General features: G+C 65.1%; 16 protein-coding genes and 1 pseudogene. 15 read left to right on the plus strand and 2 right to left on the minus strand.

Features of this window, described 5'->3' with window-relative positions:
- The 7 genes from ACK41X_RS18385 to ACK41X_RS18415 form a co-directional block, all read left to right on the plus strand.
- The coding region (locus ACK41X_RS18385) for a glycosyltransferase (RefSeq protein WP_409726290.1) at nucleotides 1–294 on the plus strand (294 nt) is incomplete at its 5' end.
- Between the two features lie 46 nt (nucleotides 295–340).
- Nucleotides 341–1,744: a UDP-N-acetylmuramate--L-alanine ligase gene (gene murC, locus ACK41X_RS18390; protein ID WP_409726292.1), complete on the plus strand. Its 1,404-nt coding sequence runs from the start codon at nucleotides 341–343 to the stop codon at nucleotides 1,742–1,744.
- A 58-nt stretch (nucleotides 1,745–1,802) separates the two neighbouring features.
- A complete protein-coding gene (locus ACK41X_RS18395) occupies nucleotides 1,803–2,027 on the plus strand; it encodes an addiction module protein (protein WP_409726294.1) in 225 nt (74 codons plus the stop codon).
- Nucleotides 2,024–2,329 (plus strand): type II toxin-antitoxin system RelE/ParE family toxin, encoded by a 306-nt coding sequence (locus ACK41X_RS18400; RefSeq protein ID WP_409726296.1) that lies wholly within the window; start codon nucleotides 2,024–2,026, stop codon nucleotides 2,327–2,329. Before ACK41X_RS18395 ends, ACK41X_RS18400 begins: the two co-directional genes overlap by 4 nt.
- On the plus strand, nucleotides 2,326–3,246 hold the full coding sequence (gene murB / locus ACK41X_RS18405; protein WP_409726298.1) for a UDP-N-acetylmuramate dehydrogenase: 921 nt from the start codon (nucleotides 2,326–2,328) through the stop codon (nucleotides 3,244–3,246). Before ACK41X_RS18400 ends, murB begins: the two co-directional genes overlap by 4 nt.
- Entirely contained in the window at nucleotides 3,239–4,441 is a 1,203-nt protein-coding gene (locus ACK41X_RS18410; RefSeq protein WP_409726300.1) for an FAD-dependent monooxygenase, read from the plus strand. Before murB ends, ACK41X_RS18410 begins: the two co-directional genes overlap by 8 nt.
- The gene (locus tag ACK41X_RS18415; protein WP_409726302.1) at nucleotides 4,438–5,358 is read left to right on the plus strand and encodes a D-alanine--D-alanine ligase; all 921 of its coding nucleotides are present in this window, start codon (nucleotides 4,438–4,440) and stop codon (nucleotides 5,356–5,358) included. The genes ACK41X_RS18410 and ACK41X_RS18415 overlap by 4 nt, the downstream gene beginning before the upstream one ends.
- A gap of 4 nt (nucleotides 5,359–5,362) precedes the next feature.
- Here the strand turns inward: ACK41X_RS18415 and ACK41X_RS18420 are convergent, their stop codons facing one another.
- Together ACK41X_RS18420 and ACK41X_RS18425 are read right to left on the minus strand one after the other, a co-directional pair.
- Nucleotides 5,363–6,646, minus strand: a complete 1,284-nt coding sequence (locus ACK41X_RS18420; RefSeq protein ID WP_409726304.1) for a DNA-packaging protein — start codon at nucleotides 6,644–6,646, stop codon at nucleotides 5,363–5,365.
- Complete coding sequence (locus ACK41X_RS18425; RefSeq protein ID WP_409726306.1) at nucleotides 6,600–7,250, minus strand: hypothetical protein; 651 nt, start codon at nucleotides 7,248–7,250, stop codon at nucleotides 6,600–6,602. The genes ACK41X_RS18420 and ACK41X_RS18425 overlap by 47 nt, the downstream gene beginning before the upstream one ends.
- Before the next feature lie 269 nt (nucleotides 7,251–7,519).
- On the opposite strand from ACK41X_RS18425, the pseudogene ACK41X_RS18430 reads away from it, so the two are divergent.
- From ACK41X_RS18430 to ACK41X_RS18465, 8 genes and pseudogenes are all read left to right on the plus strand, one after another.
- Nucleotides 7,520–7,792: pseudogene (locus ACK41X_RS18430) on the plus strand (type II toxin-antitoxin system RelE/ParE family toxin); the annotation flags it as partial.
- Nucleotide 7,793: 1 nt separating this feature from the next.
- On the plus strand, nucleotides 7,794–8,081 hold the full coding sequence (locus tag ACK41X_RS18435; RefSeq protein ID WP_409726308.1) for an addiction module antidote protein: 288 nt from the start codon (nucleotides 7,794–7,796) through the stop codon (nucleotides 8,079–8,081).
- A gap of 458 nt (nucleotides 8,082–8,539) precedes the next feature.
- A complete protein-coding gene (locus tag ACK41X_RS18440; RefSeq protein WP_409726310.1) occupies nucleotides 8,540–9,442 on the plus strand; it encodes a cell division protein FtsQ/DivIB in 903 nt (300 codons plus the stop codon).
- On the plus strand, nucleotides 9,439–10,755 hold the full coding sequence (gene ftsA / locus ACK41X_RS18445; protein WP_409726312.1) for a cell division protein FtsA: 1,317 nt from the start codon (nucleotides 9,439–9,441) through the stop codon (nucleotides 10,753–10,755). The genes ACK41X_RS18440 and ftsA overlap by 4 nt, the downstream gene beginning before the upstream one ends.
- Nucleotides 10,756–10,843: 88 nt before the next feature.
- Nucleotides 10,844–12,544 carry a cell division protein FtsZ gene (gene ftsZ / locus ACK41X_RS18450; protein ID WP_409726314.1) on the plus strand — a complete coding sequence of 567 codons (1,701 nt, stop codon included), beginning with the start codon at nucleotides 10,844–10,846 and terminating at the stop codon, nucleotides 12,542–12,544.
- A 433-nt stretch (nucleotides 12,545–12,977) separates the two neighbouring features.
- Nucleotides 12,978–13,922: a UDP-3-O-acyl-N-acetylglucosamine deacetylase gene (gene lpxC / locus ACK41X_RS18455; protein WP_409726316.1), complete on the plus strand. Its 945-nt coding sequence runs from the start codon at nucleotides 12,978–12,980 to the stop codon at nucleotides 13,920–13,922.
- A 211-nt stretch (nucleotides 13,923–14,133) separates the two neighbouring features.
- Complete coding sequence (locus tag ACK41X_RS18460) at nucleotides 14,134–15,036, plus strand: outer membrane protein assembly factor BamD (protein WP_409726318.1); 903 nt, start codon at nucleotides 14,134–14,136, stop codon at nucleotides 15,034–15,036.
- A 134-nt stretch (nucleotides 15,037–15,170) separates the two neighbouring features.
- Nucleotides 15,171–15,898 (plus strand): AAA family ATPase (locus ACK41X_RS18465; RefSeq protein WP_409726320.1); only part of this gene is annotated, 728 nt, incomplete at its 3' end.

Raw genomic sequence — 15,898 nt, forward strand, 5'->3', positions numbered from 1 at the left:
GGTACGGTGTCGGAACTCTCCGCCGTCGGCCGCCCGGCGATTCTGGTGCCGCTGCCGCATGCGCTCGACCAGGATCAGGCCGCCAATGCCGCCGTGCTGGAAAAGGCCGGCGGCGCCATCCGCATCCTGCAGAAGGATTTCACGCCGGACCGGCTCGCCGCCGAAATCGACGCGCTCGCCGCCGATTCGCTGCGGCTCGCCGGAATGGCCGCGCGCGCCAGGGGAATCGGGGTGCTTGATGCCGCCGACCGGCTGGCCGATCTGGTGCTCAAGGTGGCCCGGGTTGCGGGTTGACCAAAGCTGGACTACGCCCACCCAAAGCAACGTCTGGGGATCATCAATGAAATTGCCGCGCGATCTGGGCTCGATCCATTTCGTCGGGATCGGGGGCATCGGCATGAGCGGGATTGCCGAGGTGCTGGCCAATCTCGATTACACCGTCACCGGCTCCGACGTGTCCGAAAGTGCCAATGTCAAGCGGCTGCGCGAGAAGAACATCAAGGTCACGGTCGGCCATGATGCCAAGAATGTCGACGGCGCAAGCGTCGTCGTGGTCTCGTCGGCGATCAAGCGCGACAATCCCGAACTGATCGCCGCGCGCGCCAAGCGCCTGCCGATTGTGCGCCGCGCCGAGATGCTGGCCGAACTGATGCGGCTGAAATCCGCGGTCGCCATTGCCGGTACCCATGGCAAGACCACCACGACCTCGATGGTGGCGGCCCTGCTCGATGCCGGCGGGCTTGATCCGACCGTCATCAATGGCGGCATCATCAATGCCTATGGCACCAATGCACGGCTTGGCGCAGGCGACTGGATGGTGGTGGAGGCCGACGAGTCCGACGGCACCTTCCTCAAGCTGCCCGCCGACATCGCCATCGTCACCAATGTCGATCCCGAGCATCTCGATCACTTCAAGACCTTCCAGGCGGTGAAGGACGCCTTTCAGGACTTCGTCGAGAATGTGCCGTTCTACGGATTCGCCGTGATGTGCACCGACCACCCGGAAGTGCAGGCGCTGGTCGGCCGCATCGAGGACCGCCGCATCATCACCTATGGCGAAAATCCGCAGGCGGATGTGCAGCTGGTCGATCTTGACCACAAGGGCGGCATGTCGCGCTTTTCGGTGGTGTTCCGCGGCCGCGATTCCCGGCCCGATCACGTCATTGGCGGGCTCACGCTGCCGATGCCGGGGCGGCACAATGCGCTGAATGCGACCGCGGCGATTGCGGTCGCGCACGAATTGCTGGTGCCCGACGACCAGATCAGGAAGGCGCTCGCAGGCTTCGGCGGCGTGAAGCGGCGATTCACCCGCACCGGCGAATGGAACGGCGTCACGATCATCGACGATTACGGCCATCATCCGGTGGAGATCCGGGCGGTGCTGCGCGCCGCGCGCGAATCCGCCGCAGGCCGGGTGATCGCCGTGGTGCAGCCGCATCGCTATACGCGGCTGAAGGAATTGTTCGAGCAGTTCTGCACCTGTTTCAACGATGCCGATGCGGTGATCGTCGCCGAAGTCTATTCGGCCGGCGAAACGCCGATCGAGGGCATCGACCGCGACAATCTCGTGATGGGCATGCGTGCGCGCGGCCATCGCAATGTCATGGCGCTGCCGGGCTCCGAACAGCTCGCCTCGATGATCCGCGGCATCGCCAAACCGGGCGACATGGTGGTGTGTCTCGGCGCGGGCAACATCACGCAATGGGCCTATGCGCTGCCCGGCGAGTTGCAGGCGGGAGGGTGATAAACTTGCGGCACGGAACGCAACAACCTAAATTGAATGATCAGCGTGGAGTTCGCCGATGAATGATGTTCTTGAAGCGCAACTGATGCAGCTTTCGGCGGTCGAGAAGATCGAATTGATCGCAAAGCTTTGGAACAGCATCGACGACAACGATCCGGCGGCAGACGTAACGCCTGAGCAACTCGCAGAGGCGAGGCGGCGGATGGAGGATTACCGTCGCGACCCGTCTTCGGCTATCCCGATTGATGAAGTCATCGCTCACCTCCGATCCCGGCTTTCATGAATTGGCGGCTGATCGTCCGCCGCGAGGCGAGGTCGGAACTGGCCGAAGCGGTCGATTGGTATCAGTCCCAGCATCCGGATTTTGGCAACCGCTTTCTGAGGGCCTTTCTCGAAGCAGCAGACACGTTGTCCGAAAATCCGTATTTGTTTCAACGCATGGACGATGACATTCGTCGCGTAAGGTTGAAGGATTTTCCGTACAATCTCTTGTACTTCATTGATGAGAATCGCGTCGTAATCGTCGCCTGTGCACATGCGAAGCGGCGTCCCGGTTATTGGCGCGATCGCCTGGAAAGCAGATGATCTTCCCCGACATCACCCCCGATCTGACATCACGGATGCCGGAGCTGCGCGGCCGCCTCATTGCCAACCAGCCGCTTGCCGAACTGACCTGGTTTCGCGTCGGCGGTCCGGCGCAGGTGCTGTTCATGCCGGAGGACGAGAACGATCTCGCCTATTTTCTGAAGCACCTGCCGGCCGAAATTCCTGTCATGGTCATCGGGCTCGGCTCGAATCTGATCGTGCGCGACGGCGGCGTGCCGGGTGTCGTGATCCGGCTGGGGCGCGGCTTTAGCGAGGTGGCCGTGGAAGGAACCCACATCCGCGCCGGTGCAGCGGTGCCGGACGTCAAGGTCGCGCGGGCGGCGCAGGAAGCCGGGCTCGCCGGGCTTTCCTTCTATCGCGGCATACCGGGGGCCATCGGCGGCGCGCTGCGCATGAATGGCGGCGCCTATGGCCGCGAGACCAAAGACGCGCTCATCGAGGCGCGCGGCGTCGACCGGGCGGGCAACATCCGCGTCTACGGCAATGCCGACATGCATTACACCTACCGGCATTGCGGCGTGCCCGAAGACGTGATTTTCACACAAGCCGTCTTCGCAGGGCAGCCGGGCGACCGCGACACAATCGCCGCGGAAATGGACAAGATCACGCAGTCGCGGGAGGCGACGCAGCCGATCAAGAGCCGTACCGGCGGCTCGACCTTCAAGAATCCGCCGGGCAACAAGGCCTGGCAATTGATCGATGCTGCCGGTTGCCGCGGGCTGGTGGTAGGAGACGCACAGGTTTCGGAAATGCACTGCAACTTTCTGATCAATCGCGGTAACGCGACCGCGTCCGATATCGAGACCTTGGGGGAAACCGTGCGCAGGCGCGTGAAGGAGAGTTCGGGCGTGACGCTCGACTGGGAAATCAAGCGGATCGGGGTCGCGCGTGAGTAATCTCCCCGTCATTGTCGTCGGCGGCGGGCTGGGCGGCGCCATGGCGGCGCTGGCGCTCGCGCGCAAAGGCTTCGACATCCTGCTGCTCGAAGAGGCCGAGGAATTCGGCGTCATCGGCTACGGCATCCAGCTCGGTCCCAATGTGTTCTGGATGCTGGACCGGCTTGGCGTTGCGGATGCGGTTCTCGCCGTCGCGCTGCGGCCGAAGGCGATGGTGATGTATGACTGGATCGACGGCGGCGTGATCGCGCGGATTCCGACCGGCGAGTCTTTTCTGCAGCGCTTCAGGAAGCCCTATGTGGTGATCCATCGAGTCGATCTGCACAAGGTTCTGCTCGATGCCTGCCGCGCGCTGCACAATGTGCAGATGCTGCCGAACACGCCGGTCAAATCCTTCGCGGACCTGGGCGATCGCGTGCGGGTCGATATCGCCGACGGCCGCCACTATGAGGGTGCGGCGCTGATCGGCGCCGACGGCATCCGCTCCACCATCCGCCAGCAGATGACCAATGAGGGGCCGCCGCGCTCGCTCGGCTATGTCGCGCACCGCACCATCGTGCCGATGAGCGAAGTCAATTTCGATGTCGATACCGACAATGTGGTGATGTGGTCGGGCGACGGCTTCCACATCGTGCATTATCCGCTGCGCGATCACACGCTGTTCAATGTCGTCACCGTGTTCAGGACGCTGGACATGGCGCCGAGCGATACCGACAGCCCGCATCCCGATCTCGCGCGCGTCTACCGCGACTCGCATCCAACCATGAAGAAGCTGTGGGGGATGATGGACCTGTCGCGGCGCGGCTGGGTCTCGGGCGACCGCGATCCGATCCGGCACTGGAGCCGGGGCCGCGTTACGCTCCTTGGCGATGCCGCGCATCCGACGCTGCAATCGCTGGCGCAGGGCGCCTGCATGGCGATCGAGGATGCGGTGTGTCTGGCCGGACTGCTCGACGACCTGTCGGGCGACGCGGTGGAATCCGCGTTCAGACAATACGTGGACGCGCGCTATCTGCGCACCGCGCGGGTGCAATACGAATCGCGCTATCTGTGGGACAATGTCTACCACGTCGGCGGGATCGAACGCGAAGTGATGCGCCAGGTCTGGGAGAACAAGAGCGAGCAGGAGATGTTCGACTGCGTCGCCTGGCTCTATGACGGCTTCGAGCTGCCGGTCAGGAAAGGGGCCGCATGACCAGGCATGTCGCCGTCCTCATGGGCGGCTGGTCGTCGGAGCGCGAGGTGTCGCTGAATTCCGGCAAGGCCTGCGCCGATGCCGCCGAGCGCTGCGGCTATCGCGTCACCCGGATCGACGTTGCGCGCAACATCGCGACCGTGCTCGACGAAGTGAAGCCGGATGTCGCCTTCAACATTTTGCACGGGCGGCCCGGCGAGGACGGCACCATTCAGGGCGTGCTCGAAATCCTCGGCATTCCCTACACCCATTCGGGCGTGCAGGCCTCCTCGCTCGCCATGAAGAAGAACGCCGCCAAGGTCGTGCTGGCGGCGGCCGGCGTGCCGATGCCGCAGGGGCTTGCGATCTCGCGATTCGCGGCCGGGAAGGCGCATGCGCTGCCGCGCCCTTATGTGATCAAGCCGGTTGCGGAAGGCTCCAGCGTCGGCGTCTTCATCGTCACCGACAATCACGAGCATCCGCCGCAGGAATTGTTCCGCGAAGACTGGGCCTATGGCGACATCGTGTTGTGCGAGACCTATATCCCCGGCAAGGAGCTGACCTGCGCGGTGGTGCAGGGCGAGGCCACCGGCGTGATCGAGATCGTGCCGAAGGTGGCGTTCTACGATTACGAGGCGAAATATGCGCCCGGCGGCTCCGAGCATGTGCTGCCGGCGCAAATTCCCGATGCGGTGACCCGCGAGGTGCAGCGGCTCACCGTGCTGGCGCATCAGGCGCTCGGCTGCCGCGGCGTGAGCCGCGCCGATTTCCGCTATGACGACAGCCGGCCGGGCGTGGAGGGGCTGTATTGCCTGGAGGTCAACACCATCCCCGGCATGACGCAGACCTCCCTCGTCCCCGAGCTTGCCGCGCATCGCGGCATCCCGTTCGACGACCTGATCCGCTGGATGATCGAGGACGCGTCGCTGAACCGGTAAAGGCTCACAGCGCGCGGATGCGCGGGCCGTGCCAGCCGCGGCCGGTCAGCTCCGTCACCGCCCAGACCATGGCGTCGAGCCGGTCCGGCGAGCCGCCGCCGGCCAGTCCGTCGAGGCCGAAGGCGCACATCTCGTCCTCCAGAAGCGCGAGCCGCGCGCCCACATGGCGCACGCGGCCTTGGGCATACATCGCCGCGACCGGTTCGGCGCGCAGGAATTTGCCGCGCGTCGCATGCACCGCCTTCACCGGCACCGACGCATCGACCTGGCGCAAAACCGCGCGCACCATCTCGCCGCCCTGGTTGACCTCGGCGACCACGAGATCGGCGCGCAGCCGCCGGTATAGCGCGACCGCGCGCATCGCCCAGCCGGCCGGCGGCAGTCCGGCCACTGTCGCATCCTCCAGCACATAGATCGTGCCGTCCTCGGCGCGGCCCGCGGCGACGATGCCGCAGGCATCCGCGCCCTGGCGCGAGGAGGCCGGCGGATCGATGCCGACCGCGATCCGCGCAAGCTGCGGCGCCTGCTCGACCCGCAGCCGCTCGATTATGGCGCGCGACCACAGCCCGTCGGTGCGGTCCTCGACGATCTCGCCGTCGATCTCCTGCCGTCCGAGCCTCGTCCCGGCATAGCGCCCGATCACCTCGTCGAGAAAGGCCGGCGACAGATACGCCGCATTGGCATGCGTCGAGGCCCGCGTCACCGCGCTCCTTGGATCGGCGATCAGCCGCTTCAAAAGCGGGATCGGCCGAGGCGTGGTGGTGACGAGCTGGCGCGGCCGCAGTCCCAGCCGCAATCCGAATTGCAGCATGTCGAAGGCGGCATCGGCGTTGCGCCACTTGGCGAGTTCGTCGCACCAGGCCGCGGCAAATTGCGGGCCGCGCAGGCTGTCAGGTTCCTCCGCCGAAAAGATTTCGCCGACCGCTCCGTTCGGCCATTCCAGCCGCCGCCGCGACGAGATGAAGACCGGCCGCTGCGCGCGCGGCGAAATCCGCAACAGCCCGGATTCGCCCTCGATCATCACCGCGCGCACATCGTGCTCGGTCTCGCCGACCAGCGCGATGCGCGGCAGCGGCGCATCGGCCATCGGCGGAATGCCGTTGGCCTGCGCCCGCACCCATTCCGCGCCGAGCCGCGTCTTGCCTGCGCCGCGGCCGCCCAGCATCAGCCAGGTGGTCCAGTCTCCGCCATTGTTGCCGGCCGCCGGCGCGTCCTGATGCGCATGCGCGAGCACGGCGAAGTCATGCGACAGCGTCCTCAGCCACGGCACAGGGATCGCCTGCAGCATCGCTTGCGTCAGACCGGCCTGCGACGAAAGCCTCAATGCGTCGCGCAAGCGCCTCACGCAATTCGTCGATGTCTCGGGGAATGTCGTCATCGCTGGGTTCGTCGGTTTCGGTGGCGGGTCCGCTGCGCAGCCGCTGCAACGTCGTCAGAATCTGGGTGAGGATCGAGAGCGTGCGCGCGATGCGTTCGCAATCGGCGATGCTGCGTCCTGACCGCCGTGCTTGCGCGCGCATCGCTTCGACTGCGAGAAGTTCGCTCTCGACGATGCGGGCAATGCGCTCGGCCGGGTCCATGCCGGCATCCGGCGGATCTCCATCCGCGCCCGATTCGGATCGTGCGGGAGGCGGGACGGGGGCGGCGGGCGCGGCCGGCATCGCCGCGTCCGCCTGCGCCGCAACCAGCGCCTGCGCCTCCTCCAGCGCACGCATGGCTGGCGACAGATCGCGCGGCAACTTCGTCTTGCGGATCCATCCGTGTTGTTCGGCAAGACGCCCGATGGTGCGGACGCTGATGTCGAAGTCGGCCGCGATCTTCATCAGCGGCTGGTCGGTCTGCTCATAGCGGCGTTGCAGGCTCGCGAGAAAGTCTCGCGTATATCCGGGCATGGCGATGCTCCGTGTCGGCCGCGGCTTCAGGGATGAATGCGCAAACCCGCGGACCGGCAGAAATGCTGAGGGCAGGGGGCGGAAGGTGCTGCAGGCCTGCGATCGCGGCGATCTGCGAAGGGTCGGAGAGTTGGACCTGCGCAGAGCTCTCCAGCACAGCCCAAAGCTAGCCGGGCAGCGTCACGCTGTCAAGGAAAATATTCATATCATTGACGGGCGCAGGTATGTAGCGTATACGCTACAGATGCTTTTGATCGAGCGAGCAAGGTGAATTTGATCGCTGGCTCAAAAGCCTTCGGGACTTGCGCGCCAGAGCCAAGATCTTGGTGCGAATAGAGCGGCTTGCCGAGGGCAACCCCGGTGATGTTGCGCCTTGCGGGTCAGGTGTAAGCGAACTCCGGATCCATTTCGGCCCGGGCTACAGGGTCTATTTCGCTAAACGCGGTGACACACTCATCATTCTCCTGTGCGGTGGTGACAAGAGTTCGCAACAGAAGGATATCCGAACCGCTATCAGACTATTGAACGAGTCGGAGACATAGGATGGCCAAGACAAAAGCGTTCGATGCTGCGGACTATCTGGATAGTCCCGAGGCTATTGCCGAATATCTCACCGAAGCGTTCCAGACCGGCGATGCCGATTTCATCACTAGGGCGATCGGCACGGTGGCGCGTGCACAAGGCATGACTCAGGTTGCGAGAGAGGCCGGTGTGTCGCGCGAAAATCTTTATCGCTCACTCGGTTCCGGCGCCAAGCCGGAATTCGAGACCGTGATCAAAGTGCTGAAGGCGATGAAGGTCGAACTCGTGGCGCAGCCGAAGGTCGCTTAAACCGTTCGTCTAAACGCCGCTCATTCCCGCGCAAGCGGGGATAAACAGGTCGCGCGTGCGGCCTTCGAGCCCGCATGGAGCGAAGCGCACTGCGGGAGCCTGCACCCCTGGATGTCGCTTCTCCATCCGGTTACACGCTCAGTGTGTAGCCTCGCGCAGCGCAAGGTGACACGCGCGGCCCCGCCGGGCCCGCTCAATCCCCGGCAGCCCGCGGGTTCCTTAATGCGATCCGTTAAAACTTTACCAAAACTTTACCAAACGCGCCGAAGACTGAGCGGCGTCGCGCGCAGTGCGTCTAGGCTGGGTTTGGGACGCCGCGCCGCGACATGCGCGCATCGCCATGACAAGGCGGCGGGGGACGGAGGTTTCGTAAGTGTGTGCGGGTCGGCGGCTTCGCGGCTTTGAGCGGGACGCAATGCGTGTCCGCATCCACGCCGCCATGGCAACAGGGGCGGTCGATGTCTGACCGCAACCGCTCCGCCAAGCCCCCGGTGCGGGCCGGCGAGGCGCCGCGCGCCCGTCGCGGCCTGCCCCGGCTGATCGCACGGATCGAGCGTCTCGCGCCGCGCGGGACCGGCACGCTTGCCGTCTTTGCATTCTTTCTGGTTGCCGCCGGCTATGGCGTGATCCGCGGCGGTCATGCCGGCGAGGTCGGTGCGCAACTCGCGGACATCCGCGACAGCGCCGCCAATGCCGCGGGCTTTCGCATCTCCGCCATTGCCCTGACCGGCGAAAGCCAGCTGACGCGCGAGGAAATTCTCAATATCGCCGGCATTTCCGGCCGCGCATCTCTGCTGTTCCTCGATGCCGAATCGGCAAGGGCACGGCTGAAGGCCAATCCCTGGATCGCAGAGGCCACGGTACTGAAACTCTTTCCCGACCGTCTGCATATCGCCATCACCGAGCGGCGCGCCTTCGCGCTGTGGCAGAAGGACGGCCGGGTTCAGGTGATCTCGCGTGACGGCGAAGTGGTTGAGCCCTTTGTGGCGCCGCATGTGGCGAATCTGCCGCTGGTGGTGGGCCAGGGTGCGCAGCGCAAGGCCGCCGATTTCCTGTCGGAGATGGGGCGCTATCCGGAACTGCGCGATCAGGTCCATGCCTATGTGCTGGTCGCCGACCGGCGCTGGAATCTCCGGCTGAAGAACGGCGTCGATATCCGCCTGCCCGAGGCGGAGCCGATGACCGCGATCGAATCGCTGCTCGCGCTCGATCGCGACAGGAAGATTTTGAGCCGCGACATCGTCGCGATCGACCTGCGCCTGCCCGACCGCGTGACCGTGCGCCTGTCGGATGAGGCCGCGGCGGCCCGTGCCGAGGCGCTGAAGGAGAAGAAGGGCAAGCGAAAGGGAGGCGACGCATGAGCCTCCTGGAATTCGGCGTCGCCCCGAAGATGAAGCCGGTCTCGCCAAGGCGCGCCGCCTTGGTCGCCGCCCTCGATATCGGCACCAGCAAGGTGGTCTGCCTGATCGCGCGCCTGGAGCCCGGCCGCGCCCATGACGTTCTGCGGCGGCGCAGCCATGCCGTCGAGGTCATCGGCTTTGGCCATACCGAAGCGCGCGGCATGAAAGCAGGCGGCGTCGCCGACCTCGAGGCCGCCGATTTCGCGATCCGCCAGGCGGTCGAGCGTGCCGAACAATCCGCTGGCGTGCATCTGGAATCGGTCGCGGTGTCGGTCTCGGCCGGACGGCTCGCGAGCGAGCGCTTCACGGCATCGGTCGAGGTCGCCGGGCCGTCGATCCGGGACACCGATATTGCCCGGCTGCTGCAGGCCGGCAGCCAGCATTCGGTCCGCGAGGGCCGGGTGGTGCTGCATTCGCTGCCGCTCGGCTACGCCATCGACGGGGTTCACGGCATCCGCGATCCGCGCGGCATGCTGGCACAGCGCTTCGGTCTCGACATGCATATTGTGACCGCGGATGTCGCCGCGCCCCGCAATCTGATGCTGGCGATCGAGCGCGGCCAGCTCTCGGTCGAAGCGATGGTCGCGGCGCCCTACATGTCGGGGCTTGCGGCGCTCGCCGATGACGAGGCCGATCTCGGCGCCGCGGTGGTCGATCTGGGGGCGGGAACCACGACGATCGCGGTGTTCTCCGGCGGCCGCTTCGTCCATGCCGACGGTTTTGCTGTGGGCGGCCATCACGTGACCATGGATCTGGCGCGCGGACTCAATGCAAGGGTCGCGGACGCCGAGCGAATCAAGACGTTCTATGGCACTGTCGTGTCCGGAATGAGCGACGAGCGCGACATGATCCCTGTGCCCGCGGTCGGTTCTGATTCGCGCGAACCGCCGCAGGTGGTTTCGCGTGCCGCGCTGGTGCCGTTCATCCGGCCGCGCGTCGAGGAGATTCTCGAGATGGTCCGCGACCGGCTGGCGGCGTCTCCGTTTGCGGCCGAACCGCAGGGCACCGTGGTGCTCACCGGCGGAGCGAGTCAGCTTGCCGGGCTTGTGGATCTTGCGTCGCGGGTGCTCGGGCGACAGGTGCGGATCGGACGGCCGCTCGGTGTGTCTGGTTTGCCGGATGCGGCCAAGGGGCCGGCTTTCGCGGTCGCCTCGGGGCTTCTGGTTTACCCGCAGGCGGCGCATCTCGAACATTTCGAACCGCGGAAAACGCGGCAGATGATGACAGGCGGGTATTTCACCAAGGTGCGTCGATGGCTTCGGGAAAGCTTCTGATGAACCTTTGCAGCATCTCCGAACCGGCCAGCGGCGGACCGGTCGTTGCGGGGACGTCACTTAACGCCCGCGTATCGAAGAGGTAGCCATGACAGTGAATCTCAGCGCTCCGGACATTCGCGAGCTGAAACCGAGGATCACCGTGTTCGGGGTCGGCGGCGCCGGCGGCAATGCGGTCAACAACATGATTGCCGCAGGACTGCAGGGCGTCGAATTCGTGGTCGCCAATACCGACGCGCAGGCCCTGACCTCGTCGCGGGCGCCGCGCAAGATCCAGATGGGCGTGCAGGTCACCGAGGGACTCGGCGCGGGCTCGCAGCCGGAGGTCGGCAAGGCCGCGGCCGAAGAGGTGATGGACGAGATCCGCGATCACCTGAACGGCGCGCATATGGTGTTCGTCACCGCCGGCATGGGTGGCGGCACCGGGACCGGAGCGGCTCCGGTGGTGGCGAAAGTCGCGCGCGACATGGGCATTCTGACGGTCGGCGTCGTCACCAAGCCGTTCCAGTTCGAAGGCGACCGGCGCATGCGCTATGCGGAGGCCGGCATCGCCGAACTGCAAAAGAACGTCGATACGCTGCTGATCATCCCGAACCAGAATCTGTTCCGGGTCGCCAACGAGAAGACGACCTTCGCCGACGCCTTTGCGATGGCCGACCGCGTGCTGTATTCCGGCGTGGCCTGTGTCACCGACCTGATGGTCAAGGAGGGCCTGATCAATCTCGACTTTGCCGACGTGCGCGCGGTGATGCGCGAGATGGGCAAGGCGATGATGGGGACCGGCGAAGCGTCGGGCGAGAAGCGGGCGATTACGGCCGCCGAGGCGGCGATCGCCAATCCGCTGATCGACGACAACACGATGAAGGGCGCCAAGGGGCTGCTGATCTCGATCACCGGCGGCAAGGATCTGACGCTGTACGAGGTCGACGAGGCGGCCACCCGGATTCGCGAAGAAGTCGACAAGGATGCCAATATCATTGTCGGCGCGACCTTCGACGACAGCCTCGAGGGCATCATTCGCGTCGCGGTGGTTGCGACCGGGGTGGACCGGCCCGCCGCCGCGGCCAAGCCGGCCGAGCCGGCCAAGCGTGTCAGCCACGATATCCCGCGCCCGGTCGAGCGGCCCAAGGCCGCCGCGCCGGCCGCGCCGCTGCCGCCGCGCGCGCCTGCGCCGCCCGCCTCCATCGATGCCGCCGCCACCGCCGCGGTGGCCGCTGCGCTCAGCCACGAACTGGCCCAGGAAATCGCTCACGACGTGCCGCCGCACCAGGCGGTCGACGACGTCACGATTCGGCCGACCCCGCAGAAGCCCTCATTGTTCGTAGAGCCGGCCGCGCCTCAACCCCCGCAGCAACCCGAGACTTTCGGCAATTTCATTCCTCCGCATCCGGAGCGGGTGCCGCAGCGCCCGCGGATGCCGCGAATCGACGAATTGCCCCCGCAGGCGCAACGCGAAATCGCAGCGGCCCAGCGCGGCGACCTCGGTGCGCCCGAACCCGAAAAGCAGCGCATGTCGCTCCTGAAGCGGCTTGCTTCGGCCGGGCTTGGGCTGAAATCGGAGACCGATGAGCCGGCCCAGCGGCAGGATCCGCGGCCGATGGCGCCGCCGATGCCGCCGCGGCCCGCACCGCGCCCGATGGAAGGCCGCGATCCGGTCTCCGAATATGCCCGCCGAAATCCGCAAGCACCGCAGGGTCTTGATATGCATGGACGGCAAGCCCCTGTGCATAATCCGGCAGAGGATGATCAACTCGAAATCCCCGCTTTCTTGCGCCGCCAGGCCAACTGATGCAGTGCAGCGCACCAGAAATGGGAAGAAGCCCCGGCCGAAAGGCCGGGGCTTCTTCCCATAGTCGAGTACTAACTTACTGAAATTTAATCGAATTTTTCCGATTTGCGACGCGTCCGTGGCCGTCATGCCAAGTGCGTTGCATAAATGTTACGTTCGCTTGGAAAATGCGGCAGGCCGCCGACATGATTGCGGCTGGATCAAGGTAACAAAGCGTAAAAAAGCGTGACTTTGGACACCGGGTCGCTGCGTCTAAGCTCTCAATGCGACGAAGGTTTTCGTCCTGGAGATTCGTGCAGGGGGGATAGTCTTCAACAGACTACCTGCCGGGAGCAATCAGGGCCAAAGCCGGTCGAATGGGGTCACTTCGGGGGATTGCGCTGCACCATTACCGCGTGCGGCGTTCAGCCGAAAAACGGACGGAAACGAGCGTATGAGAGCCGCAAGGCAGACCACGCTGCGTGAACAGGTCACGGTATCTGGAATTGGGGTTCATTCCGGGCTTCCCGTTAACCTCACTCTCAATCCCGCCGATGCCGATACCGGCATCGTGTTTTCGCGGACCGATGCGGACGGTGGCGAGCGCGAAGTGCGCGCCGATTACCGGTCTGTGACCGCCACCGAGCTTGCGACCGTTCTGGGCGATGAATCGGGCGTCCTGTGCTCGACCGCCGAGCATATTCTTGCCGCGCTGCGCGGTCTTGGCGTGGACAACGCTCTGGTTGAAATCGACGGCCCCGAAGTGCCGATCATGGACGGCAGCTCTGCTCCGTTTGTTGCGGCAATCGATCAGGCCGGCATCAAGACGCTTGCCAAAGCTCGCCGTTATATCAAGGTCTTGAAGCCAGTGTGCGTCGCCAAGGGCGAATCCTATGGTGAATTGCGCCCGGCCGAGAGCGGCTTCCGCCTCGATATCGAAATTAACTTCGACACCGTGCTGATCGGACGTCAGTCCATCACTCTCGATCTCACCGCGGAAACGTTCCGCCGCGAGCTGTCGCGGGCCCGGACCTTCGGTTTTATGAAGGACGTGTCTGCGCTATGGAGCGCGGGCAAGGCCCTCGGCGCATCCTTCGAAAACACGTTGGTGCTCAGCGACAACCGTATTCTCAACAGCGAAGGGCTGCGTTACGCTGACGAGTTCGTGCGTCACAAGGCGCTGGATGCGGTCGGCGATCTTGCCTTGGCCGGCGCGCCGATCATCGGCGCCTATCGCTCGGTCCGTGGCGGTCACCGTCTCAATCACGCCGTGCTGGTTGCGCTCATGTCGGACCCGTCGGCCTATGCGGTGGTCGAGGCCGGCGAGCAGCGCCGCATGCGCGGTCACGCCGAGGTTCCCGGAATGGCGGTCCCCGCCTACGGCCCGGACGTGTCCTGATCGTCCGCGATTATTGCGGAGAGATTCGAAAACGCCGTCCCTAACCGGCCAGCTGCGTTATTGCAGGTGACCCTCGCCTTAATCCCGGCCCAATATCGTACGAAACCCAAGTCCATCGACTTGGGGGTGAGCCGCTTTTTCGCTAGAAGCAGGCGGTCGGGGATGACGCAAGGACCGCGGCCGACCCCTGCTGGAAGGACCGTTGTGCGGCATGAGAGTGAATAGCGCCATTGTCGCTGAGTTGCGATCGGCGGTCGAGCCGGCCCGGCGTGTCTTGTCGCGGGGTCTTGGGATCGCCTTAATGTTCCTTGCCGTTGCTGGCTGCGCCTCCGACAAGGAGCTCATGATCCCGGATGAGCCGGCGGATAAGCTTTACAACGAGGGCCTTTATCTCCTTCAGCAAAAGCGGGACTTCAAGGAGGCAGCCAAGAAGTTCGAAGAGGTCGACCGCCAGCATCCCTATTCGGACTGGGCGCGCAAGGCGTTGCTGATGCAGGCTTATGCCTACTACGAAGCCAAGGAATACGATGACACAATCACTGCGGCGAAGCGCTATGTCGCCTTGCATCCCGGCAGCCCCGATGCCGCCTATGCGCAATATCTGATCGGCTCGTCCTATTACGAGGTGATCCCGGACGTGACGCGCGACCAGCAGCGGACCGAGGCGGCCATGCGCGAGCTGGAGCAGGTGATCCGGCGCTATCCCGATACCGAATATGCCGCCAGCGCCCGGCGCAAGCTCGATGTCGCCCGCGATCAGCTCGCCGGCAAGGAGATGATGATCGGCCGCTTCTATCTGAACCGGAAGGATTTCTCCGGTGCGATCAATCGCTTCAAGCTGGTGGTGACGCAATATCAGACCACCCGGCATGTCGAGGAGGCGCTGATGCGGCTGACCGAGGCCTATATGGCGCTCGGCATTGTCGAGGAGGCGCAGACAGCGGCGGCGGTGCTCGGTCACAATTTCCCGGACAGTCCGTGGTACCAGAACGCATACAAGCTGGTTCAGAGCGGCGGCCTGCTGCCAGCCGAGAACAAGCAATCCTGGATCAGCAAATTGTTCCAGCAAAAGCCTGCGGGCGAGGTGCGGATCGGCACCCCGGTGGTGCGCTGAGGCGCGCGGGCGTTCGCGTTTTCGTCCGCCGAATCGATTATTGCTAGCGGCCGGGCCGGGCTTGCCGCCACGCTTGCCCGCCGCGGCGAGCGCCCTCATCCTGCGGAGCCCGACCGAGGTCCGAGTGCTCTTCCATGCTGGTTCGTCTGTCCATCCGCGACATCGTCCTGATCGACAAGCTCGATCTCGATTTCGCCAAAGGGCTTGCCGTGCTGACCGGTGAGACCGGCGCCGGCAAGTCAATTCTGCTCGACGCTTTCGCGCTCGCGCTCGGTGCGCGCGGCGATGCCGGTCTGGTGCGGCAAGGCGCAGCTCAGGGGCAGGTGACGGCTGAGTTCGATGTGCCGGCCAAGCATCCGGCCCGCACCTTTCTGAAACAGCAGGGCATCGAGGCGGACGACGACCTGATCCTGCGGCGCATCCAGTCGGTCGACGGCAAGACCCGCGCCTTCGTCAACGATCAGCCTGTATCGGTGCAGACACTCCGAAGTCTTGGCGCCGCGCTGGTCGAAATTCACGGCCAGCACGACGACCGCGCGCTGGTCGATGCGGCGACGCACCGCACCTTGCTCGACGCCTATGCCGGGCTCGAGGACGACGCGGCGGATGTGGCGCGCCTGTACGAGGCGCGGCGCCAGGCGGCGGAAGCGGTCGAAACCCATCGCGCCGACGTCGAACGCGCGGAGCGCGAAGCCGATTACCTGCGCCATGCCGTCGCCGAACTGAGCAAGCTCGCGCCGAAAGCGGGCGAGGAGACCACACTGGCCGAGCGCCGCGCCGCGATGATGCAGGCCGAAAAGATCGCAGGCGATCTGCAGGACGCCTATGAGGCGGTGACCGGCAATGCCTCACCGGTACCGAG

Origin of the sequence: Pseudorhodoplanes sp. (assembly GCF_046289595.1) — a bacterium.
Taxonomy (GTDB): Bacteria; Pseudomonadota; Alphaproteobacteria; order Rhizobiales; family Xanthobacteraceae; genus Pseudorhodoplanes.